Source organism: Subtercola sp. PAMC28395 (assembly GCF_018889995.1).
In the GTDB taxonomy this organism is placed as follows: Bacteria; Actinomycetota; Actinomycetes; order Actinomycetales; family Microbacteriaceae; genus Subtercola.
Genome location: NZ_CP076547.1, coordinates 2,774,460 through 2,793,192 on the forward strand (window position 1 = coordinate 2,774,460; position 18,733 = coordinate 2,793,192).

Here is an 18,733-nt window from a genome sequence, read left to right on the forward strand (position 1 = left end):
AAAACGTGTGTGCGGGAGCGCAGCGGCTAGCGGGACGGGGTCAGCGCGTCGGCGCCGCCCACGATCTCTGAGATCTGCTGGGTGATTTCCGACTGGCGAGCGTTGTTCGCCAGTCGCGTGTAGTCACGGATGAGCTTGTCTGCGTTGTCGCTTGCAGACTTCATGGCCCGCTGACGTGCAGCGTGCTCAGAAGCGGCGCTCTGCAACATGGCGTTGAAGATGCGGCTTTCGATGTAGACCGGGAGCAGGGCATCCAGAACATCACCGACATCGGGCTCGAACTCGTAGAGCGGCAGCACCTCATTGCTCGACGGGGCTTCCACGCCTTCGACGACCTCGAGTGGCAACAAGCGCACGACCTCAGGAACCTGCGAGACCATGCTCACAAAACGGTTGTAGACGATGTGGATCTCGTCGACGCCGCCCTCCGACGCATCCTTCAGAAAGATCTCGACAAGTGCGTCACCGATCTCCTTGGCGACCTCGAAGGTGGGCTGATCGGTGCCGCCGGTCCAGCTGTGTTCTGCAGGGCGCTTACGGAAGGCGAAGTAGGCCGCAGCCTTGCGGCCGACGATGAAATACGCGACCTCTTTGCCCTCACTGCGCAGCAGGCTGGCGAGCTGCTCGGATTCCTTCAGCACGTTGGAGCTGAACGCACCGGCGAGGCCTCTGTCTGACGAGAACACCACGATGAGCGCGCGATCGATCTTGAGCGGCTCAGTCGTGAGAATGTGCTCGACATTCGAGTACGTCGCGACAGCCGAAACCGCTCGCGTCACCGCACGGGCGTAGGGGCCGGATGCTGCCACCCGACTCTGCGCCTTCTGGATTCGTGACGCAGAGATCAGTTCCATCGCCCGGGTGATCTTCTTGGTCGTCTGGGCAGACTTGATCTTCTGTCGATAGACCCGGAGTTGAGCTGCCATTATCTATCGACGACCTTTGACGATCTTTTCCTGGTTGACGTCTTCTTTGGGCATCGCATCGAACTTCTCGCTGCCCACCGAAGCGAGCGGCTTGCCCTCACCCGTCTGGAACTCCTGCTTGAACTTGTCGACCCCTGACACCAGTGCCGCCGTGATGTCGTCAGACAGCACGTTGGTGTCGCGCAGCTTCGTCAACACATCGGTGTTGCGCGCGAAGTAGTCGAGCATCTCGCGCTCGAAGCGCAGGATGTCTTCGACGGGAACCTCATCGAGCTTGCCGTTCGTGCCGGCCCAGATCGAGACGACCTGCTCTTCGACGGGGTACGGGGAGTACTGGGGCTGCTTCAGGAGCTCGGTCAGTCGCGCACCGCGAGCCAGCTGGCGGCGGCTTGCAGCGTCGAGGTCAGAAGCGAACATCGCAAATGCCTCAAGTGAGCGGTACTGGGCGAGTTCGAGCTTCAGGGTACCTGAGACCTTCTTGATGCTCTTGACCTGGGCGTCACCACCGACCCGCGAGACCGAGATGCCCACGTCGACGGCGGGGCGCTGGTTGGCGTTGAACAAGTCGGACTGCAGGAAGATCTGGCCGTCGGTGATCGAGATCACGTTGGTCGGAATGTAGGCGGAGACATCGTTCGCCTTGGTCTCGATGATCGGGAGGCCCGTCATCGAACCGGCACCCAGCTCGTCGGAGAGCTTGGCACAACGCTCGAGCAGACGGGAGTGCAGGTAGAACACGTCACCGGGGTACGCCTCGCGTCCCGGCGGGCGACGAAGCAGCAGTGATACCGCGCGGTAGGCCTCGGCCTGCTTGGAGAGGTCATCGAAGATGATGAGAACGTGCTTGCTGTCGTACATCCAGTGCTGGCCGATGGCCGAGCCGGTGTAGGGAGCCAGGTACTTGAAGCCGGCGGGGTCTGACGCGGGAGACGCGACGATGGTGGTGTACTCCATCGCTCCGGCGTCTTCGAGGGCACCCTTCACCGAAGCGATGGTGGAGCCCTTCTGGCCGATCGCGACGTAGATGCAACGCACCTGCTTGTTCGTGTCGCCCGACTCCCAGTTCGCCTTCTGGTTGATGATCGTGTCGATCGCGATGGCCGTCTTACCGGTCTGGCGGTCACCGATGATCAGCTGGCGCTGGCCACGGCCGATCGGGATCATGGCGTCGATAGCCTTTATGCCGGTCTGCATCGGCTCGTGAACGCTCTTGCGCTGCATCACACCGGGAGCCTGAAGTTCGAGGGCACGACGAGCCGTGGCCTTGATCTCACCGAGACCGTCGATCGGGTTGCCGAGCGGGTCGACGACGCGACCGAGGTAGGCGTCTCCGACGGGCACGGAGAGCACCTCACCGGTGCGCTGCACCTGCATGCCCTCGACGATCCCGCTGAACTCACCCAGAACGATGACGCCGATCTCATCCTGCTCGAGGTTCTGGGCAAGGCCCAGGGTGCCGTCGGCGAAGGTGATGAGTTCGTTCGCCATGACGCCGGGCAGTCCCTGCACGTGGGCGATACCGTCAGCGGCATCGATGACGTAACCGACCTCGACCGCGCTGGCCGCAGTTGGCTCGTATGACTTGACGAAATCCTGAAGAGCGTTACGGATCTCATCCGGGCTGATCGTAAGTTCTGCCATTGCCTATCCTTTGAGTTTGGGTGAAGCGTGTTCCGTGAGGCCAGAAGCCTCTGAGTGTGAAAATCTGTGGGTGGTTCCCGAGCCGCCGTGGCGTGGGGGAACCGGTCAGCTGGCCAGCTTCTGTCGAAGTTCGCTCAGGCGAGACTCGATGCTGCCGTCGATGACATCGTCACCGACCTGCACCCGGAGCCCACCGAGAACGGTTGGATCGACGATCTGGTTGATGGTCAGCTGGCGGCCGTAGAGGCGGCCGAGCGACGCCCGGAGGCGATCCAATTGCTCAGCTGCTATCGGCGAAGCAAGCGTGACGGTTGCAATCGACTGGTTCTTCGCGTCGGCCACGATGGTTGAAGCGTTGCGCAACAGTTCCGCGATGCGGCGGCCACGGGGCTGCTGCACGAGGTGCCGAACGATCACCAGTGTCTGTTCGGATGCCTTGCCGGTGAGTAGAGCATCGACCAGCGCAACCTTTGCCGCAGGCGAACCGAGTGAGGTGCCGATGGCGAGTTCGAGCTCGGAGTCGGAGGAGACCGCTTCGCCGAATTCGAACAGCTCGCTCTCGATCGACACCGAGGCGGGAGCCGAAGCAGCAACAACCCGGAGGCCGATCTCCTCGATTCCCGCGAGAAGCTCATCGGAGTTCGACCAGCGGGCCGATGCGATCGCCGTCAGCAGTGACAGGGCGTCGGCACCGAGACCGGCCTGGAAGACACCCTTCACGAGGGCCGACTTCTGCGACGAATCCGTCGACGGGTCGCCGAGCAGTGAACGGAACTGCGCGGACTCCCCGATGATGCGGCCTGCTGCGAAGAGGTCTTCGCCGGTCGAGACCGTCAGCGCCGAAGCCGGAAGACTGGCGAGAGCCTTCTTCGATGACGCGAGAGCTTCTCTGGTTGCGCTACCCATGACTACGCCTTCGTCTCGCTGGCTTCGAGGTCAGCCAGGAAGCGGTCGACGATCGCTGCGGAACGCTTGTCATCGCTGAGGCTCTCACCGATCACGCCGGAGGCGAGGTCGATGGCAAGCGAACCGACTTCGGAGCGCAGGGAGACGACGGCGGCCTGGCGGTCGGCTTCGATCTGCACCTGTGCGTTCGACGCGATGCGTGCGGCTTCGGCCGTGGCCTGCTCCTTGAGTTCAGCGAGGATACGCTGGCCGTCGGTGCGGGCCTGGTCCCGGATGGAACCGGCTTCGACGCGGGCATCGGCAAGCTGGGCCGTGTACTGGGCGAGCATGGCTTCTGCTTCGCGTTGTGCCACGTCGGCCTTCTCGATGTTGCCTTCGATGGCTTCGCCACGCTCGTCGAGGAGCTTCTTCATGCGTGGCAGGATCGCACGCCAGAAGAAGACCAGCAGTACGACGAAGCACACCGCGCCCCAGACGAGGTCTGGGGTCTCGGGCAAAATCGGGTTGTGCGTTGGCTCAGCAGCCAGGACTGCGTTTGTGATGGCACTCATCATTTCGCCTCCTTTCTAACTCGTCTAAATCGAATTCTGATCGGGGCTTAGACGAAGATGAAGCCGACGGCGATACCGATGAAGGCGAGCGCCTCGGTGAACGCGATACCGATGTACATCAGAACCTGGAGACGACCAGCCAGCTCGGGCTGCCGTGCAACGCCCTCGATGGTCTTGCCGACGACGATACCCACGCCGATGGCCGGGCCGATGGCCGCAAGGCCGTAACCGACGGTAGCGATGTTTCCGCTCAGAGCCGCGAGGGTTGAGATGTCTGCCACGAGTGTTTCCTTCCGTTGGGGCGAACCCGGCCTCTGCCGGGGTGCCTTCGTTTGTGGTGTAACTGGGTGGTGCTGGTGAACTGTGCTGCTTCAAAAACTGGTGTGTTGCGAAAAGCTGAGGGACGGTGCCTTCTGCGTCGGTACCCGCTTGGTCGGGTGCCTAGTGCTCGTCAGCCAGCGCGAGCTGGATGTAGACGCCGGTCAGAAGCGCGAAGACGTATGCCTGCAGCACCGCGACCAGAATCTCGAACAGCGTGAAGACGAAGCCGAACGCGAGCGTGCCGATGCCGAACAAGGAATACCAGCCGCCAGCGGTGAAGAGGAAGAACGACGTAGCCGAGAAGAACAACACCAGCAAGAGGTGGCCGACAACCATGTTCATGAGAAGTCGGAGAGTCAGCGTCACCGGCCGGAGGATGAACGTCGAGACGAACTCGATCGGCGCGACGATGATGTAGAGCGGCAGCGGCACACCTGGCGGGAAGAGCGCGTTCTTGAAGAACGCCCCAGGATGCTTTCGGAGTCCGGCGTAGATGAAGCAGATGTACGACACCAGTGCCAGCACGATCGGAACACCGATGACCGAGGTACCCGCGATGTTGAGCACCGGGATGATTCCTGTCAGGTTGAAGAACAGGATCATGAAGAACATCGTGGTCAGTACCGGCAGGAACCGCCGGCCGTCTTTCTTGCCGAGCAGGTCTTCAGCGATGTTGACCCGAACGAAGTCGAGCCCCATCTCAACGAGGCTCTGGAAACGGCCCGGCACGATCTTCATCTTGCGCGTGCCGATCCAGAAGATCAGGACAATGGCTGCCACCGCGATGAATCTGATGACCATGATCCTGTTGATCTCGAACGGAGTACCCGCGAAGAGAAGGACCTGGGGAAAAAATTCATTGATGGAGGGACCCGTAAAGCCACCTTCATCGGTTGCTAACGGGGCTAGCAGGTTTACAGCGTTAGATATCAGCGCTTTCTCCTGTATCGGGGCGTGGAGCTCGGCTCTCGCGTCGACGAATAGTGTGGGATTGCTGCGCACAGGCGATGAACAAGTGCTGTGCAGTTGAGAAGCACAGCTCGAGACCCAGCCGGGGCAGCGGAACGAACAATTTAGACTCTATCAAGCTTTCGGCCTGCTGGACGAACAGAAGTGCCCGAAAAACCGGAGAAGTGTACGAATTTCGCACGTATTTCGACGTTCTGTAGAAGTTGGGTGGCGATCGGCACTCTGTGAGGGTTCACAGCAACCGTGCCCGAGCGTCGCAGCAGCGTCGGGGGCAGCGTCAGGGCAGCTTCGCGTCGCTTGCATACGGCATACGGGAACGTGCAACGACGACCACATCGACGACGAGAGTGCCGATCACACCGATGATCAGGCAGGTGAAAAGAATTCCGTTGTTCGTCCACGGCTGGTTGCGAAGCAGGAGGGCCGCAATGATGAAGAGAACAAACTTGAGCAACCAGGCCCCGAGCACGATGGCGAAGAACAGCGTGGTGAACAACGGAGATGCGTAATAGCGGTTGGCGATGAGGATGCTCGTGGCCGTGATTGCGAGAAAGACGAACGCCATGGCCGCACCGATCACAGCGCTCACCACGCCGACCCATCCGTCGAGGAAGTACCCGACCACTCCTCCGACGACAACGAGCACAACAGTGAGGAGCGCTGCTACCCGCAGCGCTCTCATCAGAATCGGGGTCGAACTCAGCGTCGCTCCGGTATTCACGACCGCAGCGCTCGGATTGGGGCTCGACGTGTCGTCATCGGGCAGGGCGTGGTGATCTTCTGACACGGTTCACACGTCTCTTTCATCGCTGGCCTGATCCAGGGGATCAAGCACAGCACCTTCGGTTGAAATGATGCTCGATGCGGGTGCGAGCTGCACAGTCGCCTCGAGTGCCTTGCGACGCGTGAGCGGCGCAAGGGTGAGCACAGTGCAGAGGATCATCCCGACGCCCAGGAAGATGAACGCCAGCCAGTACGGGTTCAGAATGAAGAACAACAGGCAGCCGATCGAGGCGACCGCCGTCCAGGCGTAGAAGATCAGCACAGCGTGGAATTTCGAATGACCCATGTCGAGCAGTCGATGGTGAAGATGCTGCCGGTCCGCGCTGAACGGGCTCTTGCCCGCACGGAGGCGACGGATGACTGCGAGGCTGAAGTCGAGCAGCGGGAGTATGAGAATCGCGAACGGCAACAGGATCGGGATGAACGCCGGCAGCAGCTGCGACCGGCCGAGCGGGGTCGGGTCGATCTGCCCGGTGACCGCGATCGCACTCGTCGCCATCAGCAGGCCGACCAGCATCGATCCTGCGTCGCCCATGAAGAGCTTCGCCGGGTGCCAGTTCAGCGGCAGGAAGCCGATGCACGCGCCGATCAGCACAGCCGTGATGAGCGACGCAAGGTTGAAGTAGTCGGTGGGCGAGGTCAGCTTGGTGAGCATGTAACTGTAGAAGAAGAACACGCTGTTCGCGATGATGGCAACTCCGGCCACCAGACCGTCAAGGCCGTCGATGAAGTTGATCGCGTTCATCACCAGCACCACTGCGAGCACCGTGATGAGCAGCGACATTCCACTCGACCCGATCGTTCGCCCGCCGATCGGCAGCGACACGATCTGCACTCCCTGCCACGCCAGCAGCAGTGCGGCCACGATCTGGCCGGCGAGCTTGGTGAACCAGTCGAGATCCCAGATGTCATCGGCCACGCCGATCAGCACCACGATGAGTGCAGCCCCGAGGATGGCGAGGATGGGCCCGGGGTTCGCGAAGACCAAACCGAACCAGCTCACCTGGGAGGCGATGGCGACGGCGACGACGATTCCGAAGAACATGGCTACCCCACCCAGGCGCGGCGTGGGGCGCGTGTGTACATCACGCTCGCGGATGGATGGGTAGAGCCGATACTTCGTACTGAGTTTGTAGACCAGAATGGCCAACCCGAAGGTGACGATGGCCGAAACGGCCCCGATCAGCAGATAGAAACGCACAGTTAGCCGGCCGGCCCGTCTGTCGCCAGTACATCGCCGATTTCGTCACGGAGCTGTTCTTCAGTGATGGCCCCGCGCCTGATGATCCTGATGTGATCCGGTTCGGTGGCATCGAGAATTGTCGACGCGACACCTGCTGGCGCAGTCGACCCGGGATGCCCGAGGCTGAGGTAGACCGCGACGCTGTCGCCGAGCATCCGTTCGGCGTCTTCGGCCGTCAGCGCGGCGGGCTCGCCCGTCAGGTTCGCGGAGGACACCGCCAGCGGACCCGTCTCTTCGAGGAGCTCGAGTGCGATCGGGTCGGAAGGAATGCGCAGGGCCACGGTGCCCGCGGTCTCGCCCAGGTCCCACACCAGAGAATTGCGGGCTGCAACGACGACGGTGAGGCCGCCGGGCCAGAACTTCTGGGTGAGTACACGGACCGGTTCGCTCACCGACTCGGCAAGGGCGTCGAGGGTGCGCAGATTCGGAATGAGAACGGGCGGCGGTGACTGCCGGGTTCGGCCCTTCGCATCGAGCAGGCGCTGCACGGCCTCGGGATTGAAGGCGTCGGCCGCGAGGCCGTAGACGGTGTCGGTCGGGATCACCACGAGTTCGCCGCGGGCAATCGCCGCCCGGGCGAGTCGCATGCCCGTCAGTAGTTCGGTCGGAACCGTGCAGTCGTAGATGGCAGCCATATCGGTTGCAATGATAGCTTGACGCCGACTGCGGCTCCTGAACCCGCGCCGCTGGATGGCCCGGCGGCTGGAATACTGTACTGGTGGATCTCTACCTCTTCGACTTCGACCAGACCCTCTACGCCTACGATTTTCACAAGCGGTTGCCGGCTCTCGCTGAGCTGACGAACTGCACGCAGTACCACCTCGCCAAGTCGTGGTGGGTTGCGGGGCATGAAGAGCGCGCGGACCGTGGCGAGTACGCGACGGTCGACGCCTACCTCGAAGCGTGGGGAGAGGCGACGGGAACCGTTCTGACGCTGAAGGCGTGGCAACAGTCGCGTGGAGCCGCCATGACGCGCAGCGACAGTGCGGTGGATGCCCTGCGGTACGCCACCACGCTGGGCACCGCATCGCTGCTGTCGAACAACAACATCCTCTTTCGCACCTCACTGCCGGTTCTTGCGCCCGACGTCGCCGACATTCTCGGCGACCACGACCTCGTGTCCGCAGACCTCGGCGTGACGAAGCCGAACCCGCACATCTTCGAGCTCGCCCTCGAACGCTTCGGCGCGGCACCCGCAGATGCTCTCTTCCTCGACGACAACGCCCGGAATGTCTCTGCTGCCCAGAACTTCGGAATTCACGCCTTCCAGGTTCCCTCGGTCGACCACGTGCCCGACGGAGCCGCGATGCGTGCGGCGATCGACGCCTTCGCCGCACGCTGATTCACGCTGAATCGCACTCCGGCACTCCACGTCGTCCACTCGTTCGTCCACACGGCTTGGCGCGTGCAGAGTGCACATACCCCCGCGTCTGGACGAACGAGTGGACGCGCTGACGGCGCGAGGCCCGTTGGGTGCGGCCGAACGTCCCTAAGATGCCGATTTTCGGGCCGTTTGGCCGCACCCAGCAATCCCCGCGGGTAGTCAGCGGGCGAGCAGTGGTCGGTAGAGCACGCTCAGCGGAGCGACAGGTCAGCGGAGCGACGGGTCAGCGGAACGCGACAGGTGGGTGGTGAGGGTCAGCGGAGCGCGGTGGTGGCGCGGTCGCGCCCTGTGAGGTCACGGTGGGTCGCGGTTGCGTTCCACCCGTCGGCTGCGAGTAGCGTGCGGATCTCCGCCCCCTGCAGTTCACCGTGCTCGATGACGAGCGCTCCCCCGGCCCTCAGCAGTCGCCGGGCCGTTTGCGAAACGGAACGCACGACGTCCAGTCCGTCTTCGCCTCCGTAGAGCGCGTGCTCCGGGTCGAACAGACGCACCTCAGGGTCGCGGGGAATCGCGCCAGCCGGAATGTACGGCGGGTTCGAGACGACCACCGACACGAGCCCGTCGAGCTCAGGCAGGGCGACAGCAAGGTCGATGAAGACGAGGCGGGCATTCCGGGCATCCACTGCCGCGAAGTTCTGCTTCGCCCAGATGAACGCGGGAGACGAGTTCTCGACGGCAACCACGCGAGCGTGCGGCACTTCGGTCGCAAGTGACAAGGCGATCGCGCCACTACCGGTACCCAGATCGACGGCCAGCGGCGATTCATCTGCCATCGATCGAAGTGAGTCGATCGCGAGGCCGGCGACGAATTCGGTCTCGGGGCGAGGCACGAAGACGCCGGGTCCGACCGCGAGTTCGAGTGAGCGGAAGCCCGTCGTGCCGGTGATGTGCTGCAGGGGCTCACGTGCGGCCCGGCGCTCGATGACCTCGGCGATCGCCACGGCATCCTCGGGGCCGACGGGCACGTCAGTGTAGGTGAACGCCTGGATCTGGCCTCGCGAAGCGCCCAGAACGTGGCCCAGCAGAAGGGTGGCGTCGACTTCGGGGTCGGGCACACCAGCCCGCGACAAAACCGCCGTCGCATGCTCGAGCAGCACGCGAACGGTCATTGGCCTGTCGGTCTGGATGATCGTCACCAGTCCCTCGCAGGTGCCCGTAGTACGCCGGCACCTGTCGCGTTCGTTGCAGTGCTCACTCCGCCGTGGCTCCGAGCTCTGCGAGTCGCGCCTCTTCGTCGGCCGCGATACACGATTCGACAACCGGTTCGAGGGCACCGTTCATGACGGCGTCGAGGTTGTAGGCCTTGTAACCGGTGCGGTGGTCGGCGATGCGGTTCTCGGGAAAGTTGTAGGTGCGGATGCGCTCGGAGCGGTCCATCGTGCGGATCTGGCTCTTTCGCACTGCGGAGGCCGCTTCGTCGATCTCCTCCTGCTGCTTCGCCAGAACACGGGCCCGCAGAACGCGCATCCCCGCTTCGCGGTTCTGCAGCTGGCTCTTCTCGTTCTGCATCGCCACCACGATTCCGGTCGGAAGGTGGGTGATTCGAACGGCAGAGTCCGTGGTGTTGACGGACTGGCCACCGGGGCCACTCGAGCGATAGACGTCGATCTTCAGGTCGTTCGGGCTGATCTCGACCTCTTCGGGCTCGTCGACCTCCGGGTAGACCAGCACGCCGGCAGCGGAGGTGTGGATACGCCCCTGCGACTCAGTCGCCGGCACACGCTGCACGCGGTGCACGCCACCCTCGTACTTCAGGTGCGCCCAGACACCCTCTGCTGGGTCTGTCGACTTGCCCTTGATGGCCAGCTGTACGTCTTTGATGCCGCCGAGGTCACTCGAAGTCTGCTCGATGATCTCGGTCTTCCACTTCTTGCTTTCTGCATAGTGCAGGTACATGCGTAGAAGATCCGCAGCGAACAGGGCAGACTCTGCCCCGCCCTCCCCCATCTTGATCTCCATGATGACGTCGCGGCCATCGTTGGGGTCACGGGGAATGAGCAGCCGACGAAGCTTCTCGGTCGCGGCTTCGAGTTCCTCGGTCATACCGGGGAGCTCGGCCGCGAACGACGCATCTTCTGCGGCCATCTCCGTCGCTGCTTCGACGTCGTCGGTCAGCTGTTGCCATTCACGCCAGGCCGCAATGATGCGACTCAGCTCTGCATAGCGTCTGTTGACCTTCTTGGATCGAGCAGGATCCGAGTGAAGCGCTGGATCGGCGAGCTGCTCCTGCAGCTCGTCATGCTCGATCAGCAGAGTCTCTACCGATTCGAACATGTCTACCTAATCCTCTTTGTGACCGTTGTGATTGGTGGTGTGCCCATTGCTGTGGCTGGTCGCCGGAGCGGCAGGCATCGACTTCTGCACCTGCATGAGGAACTCGACGTTGCTCGTGGTGTCTTTCAGACGACCCAGAACGATTTCGAGTGCCTGCTGCTGGTCGAGACCAGCGAGGGCACGACGGAGCTTCCAGGTGATCTTCGTCTCGTCGACGCCCATCAGGAGCTCCTCGCGGCGGGTTCCGGATGCGTTGACATCGACAGCAGGGAAGATGCGCTTGTCAGCAAGCTGGCGTGAGAGACGGAGCTCCATGTTGCCGGTGCCCTTGAACTCCTCGAAGATCACTTCATCCATCTTCGAACCGGTCTCGACGAGCGCCGACGCGATGATGGTGAGCGAGCCACCGTTCTCGATGTTGCGTGCTGCACCGAAGAACCGCTTGGGTGGGTACAGGGCCGCGGCATCGACGCCACCGGAGAGAATGCGACCCGACGGCGGGGCAGCCAGGTTGTAGGCACGACCGAGGCGGGTTATCGAGTCAAGTAGCACGACGACGTCGTGACCGAGCTCAACCAGGCGCTTTGCTCGCTCGATGGCGAGTTCGGCGACGATCGTGTGATCTTCAGCGGGCCTGTCGAAGGTCGAGGCGATGACCTCACCCTTGACCGTGCGCTGCATGTCGGTGACTTCTTCAGGGCGCTCGTCGACCAGAACGACCATGAGGTGAACCTCGGGGTTGTTGGTCGAGATCGCGTTGGCGATCTGCTGCATGACGATCGTCTTGCCTGCCTTGGGCGGCGCGACGATGAGTCCGCGCTGGCCCTTGCCGATGGGGGCGACCAGGTCGATGATGCGCTGCGTCAGCTTGCCCGGCTCGGTCTCGAGACGCAGTCGTTCCTGCGGGTAGAGCGGAGTCAGCTTCGAGAACTCGACGCGGTTGGCTGCCTCTTCGATCGGAAGACCGTTGATCGACTCCACCTTGACGATGGCGTTGTACTTCTGGCGACCATTGCTGTCGCCTTCGCGTGGCTGGCGGATCGAACCGACGACGGCGTCACCCTTGCGCAGGTTGTACTTCTTGACCTGCCCGAGCGAGACATACACGTCGCTGTTGCCCGGCAGGTAACCGCTGGTGCGAACGAAGGCGTAGTTGTCGAGGATGTCGAGGATACCGGCGACGGGGATGAGAACGTCGTCTTCGCTGATCTCGGGCTCGAGGTCGTCAAGACCACCCTGGCCGCGACGCTTGCGATCGCGGTAGCGGTTGCGTGCGCTGCGGTCGTTGGGGTTCTGCTGGCCCTGGCCCTGGCGGTCGTTCAGCTCATCGAGCTGCTGCTCGTCGAAGCTCGCGTCGTCCTGGCGGTCGTTACGATCCCGCTGGTTGCGCTGGTTGTTCGCGCCACGCTGGTTGTTGTTCAGACGATCACTGTTGGTGCGGTCTGCGTTCGAGCGCTCCGCGCCGTTTCGCTCGGTGCCGTTGCGATCAGTACCGTTGCGGTCGTTCGCGGCCCTGTCTGCGCCCGCAGAACCGTTGGCGGCCTGGTTGCGATCGGCATTCCGGTCGGCATTGCGGTCACGACGGTTTCGGTTACGGCCGTTCTGCCGGCCCTCGCCGGTCTCGCGGGCTTCGTCGCCCTCGGCCTCGAAACGAGAACCCTCTGCAGAGTTGTCGGCATCGGAACCACCGACGATCGGGAGGTCGGGAAGGATCGACTCGGTACGTGACCGGTCGACGGCAGGAGCGCCGTCGATGCCAGCGGCAGCGTCACGCGCGGCCTGGGCCGCACGCTGGGCGCGGGTGAGGCGGGGGGTGCGCACCTGGCGTTCGTTGCGCGGGGCACCTGCATTGCCAGCACCCGCGTTGTCGGTGGTTTCGGCAGCGCCGTCCTGGGCAGCGATTGCCGCGTCGAGCACAGCGTCGAGCCTGCTCGTGTCGAGCGCGGGGCTCGCTTCGGCGTCAGAGGGAACCAGCGGTGCGTGCTCGGATGCAGCGGCGTTCACGTGCTGCACAGCCGAACGGCGGCCACGGCCGGCGCTTGCGCCGTTGCTTGACTGAGGCGCATTGCCAGATTCGGAAGTTTCGGCATTCTCAGTCACGATCGGAGCAGCAGGCGCCTTCGATTCCACTGCAGGGGCGCTGGTCGGCGCAGCCGTGGTGACGCGACGAGAAGCGCGGCGGCGGGGTGCCCCCAGCTCGGTGGGCGCTACGTCGGCAACGACGGGCGCTTCAGTTGCGGCAGGCGACTCGGCGGCAGCAGATGCCTCGAGAGTGTCGGAGATGGGCCCGTCGGCTGCAACAGCTTCAGGCGCGACGGCCTCGGGCACGATGGCCTCTGGCTCGGGCAGCACCGGCTCTGCCGCGACCGGCGATTCGCTTGCCTCGACCACGGCGGCCGACTCCGGCGAACCGGCGACGGAGGTGTCGGCGTTGCCCGGCTGGGCGTTCGTGATGGCGGCCACGAGGTCGCCCTTGCGAAGCTTCGACGCACCCGCGATTCCGAGGGCCGCGGCGAGCGTCTGTAGTTCTGAGACCTTGAGGGTCGCAAGATCTGTTCGGGACTCCACGCCTGAAGCGTGGATGTTGATGTCAGTCACTAAGGTGATTTTCCTTCCTCTGCCGTCTTATGAGTTGCGGCAGAAGAGCTGTACGCGCTTGTTTGCGTTGGGCGGAGGCTACTGATCGTGGCACTTCACGGCACAACAAGCGTCAGCGGTAATGTGGAGGATGTGCGACCGGGACGTTCTGCAGCACAAGAACTATGCGGCGTCGACCGGATGCGATATCACTGTAGCACCTTTGAAGTCGACTGCCAGTACGAGTGAGTCCCAGGGTGTCGCGGCCTCTGCGGACACCAGATCTGCAGCGGCGAGCCGCTGGCCCGGGTCGCTGCAGAGCACGAGAATGCTCGGGCCAGCACCCGAGACGACGGCAGGGAATCCCTGCGCGCGCAGTAGACGGATCAGTCGATCGGTCTCGGGCATCGCAGCGGCACGGTAGCTCTGGTGCAGCTTGTCTTCGGTCGCAGCGAACAACAGTTCGGGGCTCTGGATCAGCGCTGCGATGAGCAGCGTCGAGCGCGAGACGTTGAAGATGGCGTCTTCGTGCGGAACAGTGGCCGGCTGGAGGCTGCGCGCCAGCGCCGTCGACATGGTGGCCTGGGGCACGAGCACCAACGGCGAGACGCCTCGGTGCACCATCAGCTTCTTGAACTGGGGGCCTTCCGGTGTCACCCAGGCGATCGTCAGTCCGCCGAAGAGTGCCGGCGCGACATTGTCAGGATGCCCTTCGAGCTCTGTCGCGAGGGCCAGGAGTCCGAGCGCGTCGATCTCCACGACACCCTCGAGCAGACCCTGCGCCGCCATGATTCCGCTCACGATGGCTGCACCGGATGATCCCATGCCTCTGCCGTGCGGGATCGAGTTGCGGGCGATGAGGTCGAGACCGGGCATCGGCTGCCCGTAGGCCGCAAAGGTGTGGGCGATCGACTTCACGACGAGGTTCGACTCGTCGGTGGGGACTTCGCCTGCACCGACACCCCGGACATCCACTGTCGCACCAGGCGCGTCGCGCACAGAGACCGTCAGTTCGTCGTAGAGAGAAAGCGACAGCCCGAGGGTGTCGAAACCAGGGCCGAGGTTTGCCGACGTCGCGGGAACCCGCACCGTGACAGACCTGCCCGAAAGGTCAGTCGTCTGCGAGCCCGATGCGGCCGTGGCCGTCACGCGGTGGCCTTGGAGAGACCCAGCACACCGGCGATCTCGGGGACGTCCACCGGAACGATGGTGGGCTTGATGTCACTGCCGTCGGCCGCGCGGAGGGCCCACTGGGGGTCTTTCAGACCGTGGCCCGTGACCGTCAGCACGACGGTGGAGCCCGCGGGGATCATGCCGGCTTCAGCGCGCTCGAGCAGGCCGGCGACGCTGATGGCCGACGCCGGCTCGACGAAGATGCCCACCTCGGCCGAGAGGATGCGGTGGGCTTCGAGGATGTGTTTGTCGGAGATGGCGCCGAAGTACCCGTCGCTCGTCTCACGCGCGTTGATCGCCAGATTCCAGGAGGCCGGATTGCCGATGCGGATAGCGCTGGCGATGGTCTCCGGGTTCTTCACGACGTGACCGACCACGATGGGGGCGCTGCCGGCAGCCTGGAACCCGAACATGCGCGGGAGCTTCGTGGTGGCACCGCGTTCAAGTTCTTCGGAGTACCCGCGGAAGTACGCGGTGTAGTTGCCCGCGTTGCCGACGGGAACGATGTGGAAGTCGGGCGCATCCTGCAATACCTCGACGACCTCGAACGCAGCCGTCTTCTGGCCTTCGATGCGGTCGGGGTTCACCGAGTTCACGAGGTGAACAGGGTAGTTCGCAGCGAGCTCGCGGGCGATGTCGAGGCAGTCGTCGAAGTTGCCCTGTACCTGGAGCAGTTCGGCATCGTGCGCAATGGCCTGGCTGAGCTTGCCCATGGCGATCTTGCCTTCGGGCACGAGCACCGCTGCCTTGATGCCCGCGTGTGTTGCGTAGGCCGCAGCCGAGGCAGAGGTGTTGCCGGTCGAGGCGCAGATGACGGCCTTCGCGCCGTGCTCGACGGCCTTCGAGATCGCCATCGTCATTCCGCGATCTTTGAAGGAGCCGGTGGGGTTCATGCCCTCGAACTTGACCCAGACCTTCGCACCCGTGCGCGCGGAGAGTGCCGGGGCGGGAATGAGCGGCGTGCCTCCCTCACCGAGCGTGATGATCGGCGTCGCCTCGCTGATGTTGAGGCGGTCGGCGTATTCGTGCAACACGCCCCTCCACTGACGGGACGGGATGCGGTTACTGTTCGAAGACACTAGTTTCCTTCAACTCTCATAACGGACTGCACGCTGGTGACAGCGGCATGGGTGGCCAGGTCGTCGACCGTTGCAGACAGCGCCGCCTCGGTGGACTCATGGGTCACAATGACAAGGGTAGCGGTGAGCGGGCCGGCACCCGGTACGACGGCGAGCGTGCCTGCGCCCTCGACGCTGCCGTCTCGTCGTGAACCGACGGACTGCTGCACGGCCTCGACAGACACGTCGTGTTCGCTGAACAATCCCGCGATCCGAGCCAGAACGCCCGGCTCATCGACGACTTCGAGCGTGATCTGGTAGCGCGTCAGCACCTTGCCGATCTGCACGAACGGCAGGTGCGCTGTCAGCGATTCGGCGACACCCGGGCCACCGGCGACGTGGCGCCGTGCAGCAGAAACCAGGTCTCCGAGCACTGCGGATGCTGTTTCCAACCCGCCCGCTCCGGCACCGTAGAACATCAGGTCTCCGGCGGCCTCTGCTTCGACGAACACCGCGTTCTTCGCGCCGTGCACGGCAGCGAGGGGGTGGAGGCGCGAGACAAGCGCCGGGTGAACCCGCGCCGAGATCCCCTCTTCGCCCGTCAGCGGGTCAGTAACCCGCTCGCAGATGGCAAGCAGCTTGACCACGTATCCCGAACGGCGCGCCTGCTCTACGAGAGCGGGAGTCACACCCGTGATCCCCTCTCGATGCACGGCCTCGACCGGTACGGCGCTGTGAAATGCCAGGCGTGCCAGGATCGCGGCCTTCTGGGCTGCATCGTAACCTTCGATGTCAGCCGTAGGGTCAGACTCTGCATACCCGAGCTCGGTCGCAATGGCGAGCGCCGACTCCAGGCTGTCTCCCTCGACATCCATCCGGTCGAGAATGAAGTTGGTCGTACCGTTGACGATTCCGAGGATCCTCTTGACCCTGTCTCCGGCAAGACTGTCGCGAAGCGGCCGGATGATCGGGATCGCCCCGCCGGCGGCAGCCTCGTAGTACAGCTGCGCACCCACCTGCTCCGCGGCTTCGAACAGTTCGGTGCCGTGCAGTGCGAGCAGCGCCTTGTTGCCCGTGACGACGTCTGCCCCGGAGTGCAGCGCCTGCAGGATGTACGTGCGCGCGGGTTCGATCCCGCCCATCAGCTCGATCACGATGTCGGCAGAGAGAATCAGAGACTCCGCGTCGGTCGTGTACAGCTCCTGTGGCAGCTCCACGTCGCGTTGTGCGTCGATGTCGCGAACGGCAATGCCGACCAGTTCGAGGCCGGCGCCGACCCGGGAAGCGAGCTCGTCGCCGTGCTCGAGCAGCAGCTGCGCCACGCGTGAACCGACACTGCCCGCTCCGAGCAGGGCGATCTTGAGGTTGCGGTATTCGATCATGATGCTTTCTCGGAGGTGGGGGAAAAGACTGGCGGATGCTCGGCGACCGTCTGCGCCTTGCGCGTGCCCCGCGCGATTCCCGGGTCGCGTGCCAGAAGATCATCGACGGTCTCACCGCGCATGATGAGCCGGGCCGAGCCGTCGACCACGGCGACGACCGGGGGCCTGCCCAGGAAGTTGTAATTGCTCGACAGCGACCAACAGTACGCACCGGTGGCGGGCACCGCGAGCAGGTCGCCGGGCGTCACATCGCCCGGAAGGTAGTCGGAGTAGACGACGATGTCGCCGCTCTCGCAGTGTTTGCCGGCGACCCGCACCAGGGCGGGATCGGCGTCGGATCGCCTGTTGGCGAGGCGAACGCTGTAGTCCGCGCCGTAGAGGGCGGGCCTGGCGTTGTCACTCATGCCGCCGTCGACGCTCACGTACGTGCGGATGGCTGTGGCCGGACTCGCGTCGTCTGGAGCCGTGTCGAGCGCACCCTCGACGTCATCGATCTCCGTTCCGACCGTCACGACGACCGGTTTGACCGTACCCACCGTGTACAGCGTCGCTGTCGAGGGGCCGATGATAACGCGACCGGGCTCGAACGCGAGGTGCGGCACCTCTATCTGCAGCCGCTCGCATTCCGCCCCGACGATGTCAGCGATCTGGGCGGCGAGTTCGGCGACCGGAGTAGGGTCGTCTGCGGTCGTGTAGGCGATGCCGAATCCGCCGCCGAGGTTGAGCTCCGGAATCTCTCCGCCGGCCAGGAGCTCGGCGTGCACGGCCAGTAACCGTGCGGCTGACTCGGAGAAACCACCCGAACCGAAGATCTGAGAGCCGATGTGGCAGTGCAGCCCCAGGAACCGCAGTTCGGGGTGTGACCGGATCGTTGCCACGAGCCTCGGCGCATCGCCGAGCGAGACTCCGAACTTCTGGTCTTCGTGGGCGGTGGCCAGAAAATCGTGGGTGTGCGCGTGGACTCCGCTGTTCACCCGGAGACGCACTGCCTGGGTTCTACCGTGCGCGGCAGCTGCCGCAGCGACGCGCTCGATCTCGATCTCACTGTCGATCACGATCGCGCCCACGCCGTGCTCGACGGCACTGTCGATCTCGGGGAGGGACTTGTTGTTGCCGTGGTAGCCGACGTGGGCCGGGTCGACGCCGGCGGCCAGCGCGACCGCGAACTCGCCCGCGCTGCAGACATCGATGCTCAGGCCCTCGGCGATCATCCATTCGCCGACGGCGGAGCAGAGGAACGCCTTGCCGGCGTAGTAGACGGTGACGCCGGTGCCGATGCGCGCGAACTCCCGCTCGAAGGCCTCACGCAGCCCGCGGGCCCGTGATCGAGCGTCGGCTTCGTCGACGACGTAGAGGGGAGTACCGAACTGCTCGGCCAGGGATGAGGCCGTCACTCCCCCGATACACAGTTCACCCCCGCCATTGCGCCCCGAATTCTGTGACCAGACCGCGCGGGCGATGTCGTTGGCGTCGTCTGGCACAGCGAGCCACGACGGTGCGAGCGGGTTGGCAGACATCGGGTAGACCTTTGGAGGGAGAGCGACC

At 64.0% G+C, this 18,733-nt stretch carries 17 protein-coding genes; 1 reads left to right on the forward strand and 16 read right to left on the reverse strand.

Annotation, left to right across the window (positions count from 1 at the left end):
• Positions 1 to 26: 26 nt before the first annotated feature.
• From KPL76_RS12700 to KPL76_RS12740, 9 genes are all read right to left on the reverse strand, one after another.
• Entirely contained in the window at positions 27 to 926 is a 900-nt protein-coding gene (locus tag KPL76_RS12700) for a F0F1 ATP synthase subunit gamma (RefSeq protein WP_216333864.1), read from the reverse strand.
• Between the two features lie 3 nt (positions 927 to 929).
• The gene (atpA, locus tag KPL76_RS12705; protein ID WP_216333865.1) at positions 930 to 2,567 is read right to left on the reverse strand and encodes a F0F1 ATP synthase subunit alpha; all 1,638 of its coding nucleotides are present in this window, start codon (positions 2,565 to 2,567) and stop codon (positions 930 to 932) included.
• Between the two features lie 105 nt (positions 2,568 to 2,672).
• The gene (locus tag KPL76_RS12710; RefSeq protein WP_216333866.1) at positions 2,673 to 3,473 is read right to left on the reverse strand and encodes a F0F1 ATP synthase subunit delta; all 801 of its coding nucleotides are present in this window, start codon (positions 3,471 to 3,473) and stop codon (positions 2,673 to 2,675) included.
• A 2-nt stretch (positions 3,474 to 3,475) separates the two neighbouring features.
• Complete coding sequence (locus KPL76_RS12715; RefSeq protein WP_216333867.1) at positions 3,476 to 4,027, reverse strand: F0F1 ATP synthase subunit B; 552 nt, start codon at positions 4,025 to 4,027, stop codon at positions 3,476 to 3,478.
• Between the two features lie 44 nt (positions 4,028 to 4,071).
• Complete coding sequence (gene atpE, locus KPL76_RS12720) at positions 4,072 to 4,296, reverse strand: F0F1 ATP synthase subunit C (RefSeq protein WP_253202258.1); 225 nt, start codon at positions 4,294 to 4,296, stop codon at positions 4,072 to 4,074.
• A gap of 169 nt (positions 4,297 to 4,465) precedes the next feature.
• Positions 4,466 to 5,257, reverse strand: a complete 792-nt coding sequence (atpB, locus tag KPL76_RS12725) for a F0F1 ATP synthase subunit A (RefSeq protein WP_256438735.1) — start codon at positions 5,255 to 5,257, stop codon at positions 4,466 to 4,468.
• Between the two features lie 334 nt (positions 5,258 to 5,591).
• Positions 5,592 to 6,101, reverse strand: a complete 510-nt coding sequence (locus tag KPL76_RS12730) for a hypothetical protein (RefSeq protein ID WP_253202037.1) — start codon at positions 6,099 to 6,101, stop codon at positions 5,592 to 5,594.
• Positions 6,102 to 6,104: 3 nt separating this feature from the next.
• Positions 6,105 to 7,298, reverse strand: coding sequence for an MraY family glycosyltransferase (locus tag KPL76_RS12735; protein WP_216333868.1), 1,194 nt, complete (start codon positions 7,296 to 7,298; stop codon positions 6,105 to 6,107).
• A gap of 2 nt (positions 7,299 to 7,300) precedes the next feature.
• A complete protein-coding gene (locus KPL76_RS12740) occupies positions 7,301 to 7,975 on the reverse strand; it encodes an L-threonylcarbamoyladenylate synthase (RefSeq protein WP_216333869.1) in 675 nt (224 codons plus the stop codon).
• 83 nt (positions 7,976 to 8,058) lie between these two features.
• Here KPL76_RS12740 and KPL76_RS12745 point away from each other — a divergent pair, with 83 nt between their 5' ends.
• Positions 8,059 to 8,682, forward strand: a complete 624-nt coding sequence (locus KPL76_RS12745; protein ID WP_216333870.1) for an HAD-IA family hydrolase — start codon at positions 8,059 to 8,061, stop codon at positions 8,680 to 8,682.
• Between the two features lie 296 nt (positions 8,683 to 8,978).
• Here the strand turns inward: KPL76_RS12745 and prmC are convergent, their stop codons facing one another.
• The 7 genes from prmC to KPL76_RS12780 all read right to left on the reverse strand — a co-directional run bounded on the left by prmC (position 8,979) and on the right by KPL76_RS12780 (position 18,705).
• Positions 8,979 to 9,833, reverse strand: a complete 855-nt coding sequence (gene prmC, locus KPL76_RS12750; protein WP_216336473.1) for a peptide chain release factor N(5)-glutamine methyltransferase — start codon at positions 9,831 to 9,833, stop codon at positions 8,979 to 8,981.
• Positions 9,834 to 9,915: 82 nt separating this feature from the next.
• Entirely contained in the window at positions 9,916 to 10,998 is a 1,083-nt protein-coding gene (gene prfA, locus KPL76_RS12755) for a peptide chain release factor 1 (RefSeq protein WP_205108284.1), read from the reverse strand.
• Between the two features lie 6 nt (positions 10,999 to 11,004).
• Positions 11,005 to 13,596 carry a transcription termination factor Rho gene (rho, locus tag KPL76_RS12760; RefSeq protein ID WP_216333871.1) on the reverse strand — a complete coding sequence of 864 codons (2,592 nt, stop codon included), beginning with the start codon at positions 13,594 to 13,596 and terminating at the stop codon, positions 11,005 to 11,007.
• A gap of 162 nt (positions 13,597 to 13,758) precedes the next feature.
• Positions 13,759 to 14,724, reverse strand: a complete 966-nt coding sequence (thrB, locus tag KPL76_RS12765; protein WP_216333872.1) for a homoserine kinase — start codon at positions 14,722 to 14,724, stop codon at positions 13,759 to 13,761.
• Positions 14,721 to 15,806 (reverse strand): threonine synthase, encoded by a 1,086-nt coding sequence (gene thrC, locus KPL76_RS12770; RefSeq protein WP_216336475.1) that lies wholly within the window; start codon positions 15,804 to 15,806, stop codon positions 14,721 to 14,723. Before thrC ends, thrB begins: the two co-directional genes overlap by 4 nt.
• A 20-nt stretch (positions 15,807 to 15,826) precedes the next feature.
• Complete coding sequence (locus KPL76_RS12775; protein WP_216333873.1) at positions 15,827 to 17,188, reverse strand: homoserine dehydrogenase; 1,362 nt, start codon at positions 17,186 to 17,188, stop codon at positions 15,827 to 15,829.
• Positions 17,185 to 18,705, reverse strand: a complete 1,521-nt coding sequence (locus KPL76_RS12780; RefSeq protein ID WP_216333874.1) for a diaminopimelate decarboxylase — start codon at positions 18,703 to 18,705, stop codon at positions 17,185 to 17,187. The genes KPL76_RS12775 and KPL76_RS12780 overlap by 4 nt, the downstream gene beginning before the upstream one ends.
• Positions 18,706 to 18,733: the final 28 nt, after the last annotated feature.

Excerpts from the sequence above, each read along its gene's own strand:
- KPL76_RS12700 (WP_216333864.1), bottom strand. The coding sequence starts at position 926 with ATGGCAGCTCAACTCCGGGTCTATCGACAGAAGATCAAGTCTGCCCAG.
- atpA (WP_216333865.1), bottom strand. The coding sequence starts at position 2,567 with ATGGCAGAACTTACGATCAGCCCGGATGAGATCCGTAACGCTCTTCAG.
- KPL76_RS12710 (WP_216333866.1), bottom strand. The coding sequence starts at position 3,473 with ATGGGTAGCGCAACCAGAGAAGCTCTCGCGTCATCGAAGAAGGCTCTC.
- KPL76_RS12715 (WP_216333867.1), bottom strand. The coding sequence starts at position 4,027 with ATGATGAGTGCCATCACAAACGCAGTCCTGGCTGCTGAGCCAACGCAC.
- KPL76_RS12740 (WP_216333869.1), bottom strand. The coding sequence starts at position 7,975 with ATGGCTGCCATCTACGACTGCACGGTTCCGACCGAACTACTGACGGGC.
- prmC (WP_216336473.1), bottom strand. The coding sequence starts at position 9,833 with ATGACCGTTCGCGTGCTGCTCGAGCATGCGACGGCGGTTTTGTCGCGG.
- prfA (WP_205108284.1), bottom strand. The coding sequence starts at position 10,998 with ATGTTCGAATCGGTAGAGACTCTGCTGATCGAGCATGACGAGCTGCAG.
- KPL76_RS12775 (WP_216333873.1), bottom strand. The coding sequence starts at position 17,188 with ATGATCGAATACCGCAACCTCAAGATCGCCCTGCTCGGAGCGGGCAGT.
- KPL76_RS12780 (WP_216333874.1), bottom strand. The coding sequence starts at position 18,705 with ATGTCTGCCAACCCGCTCGCACCGTCGTGGCTCGCTGTGCCAGACGAC.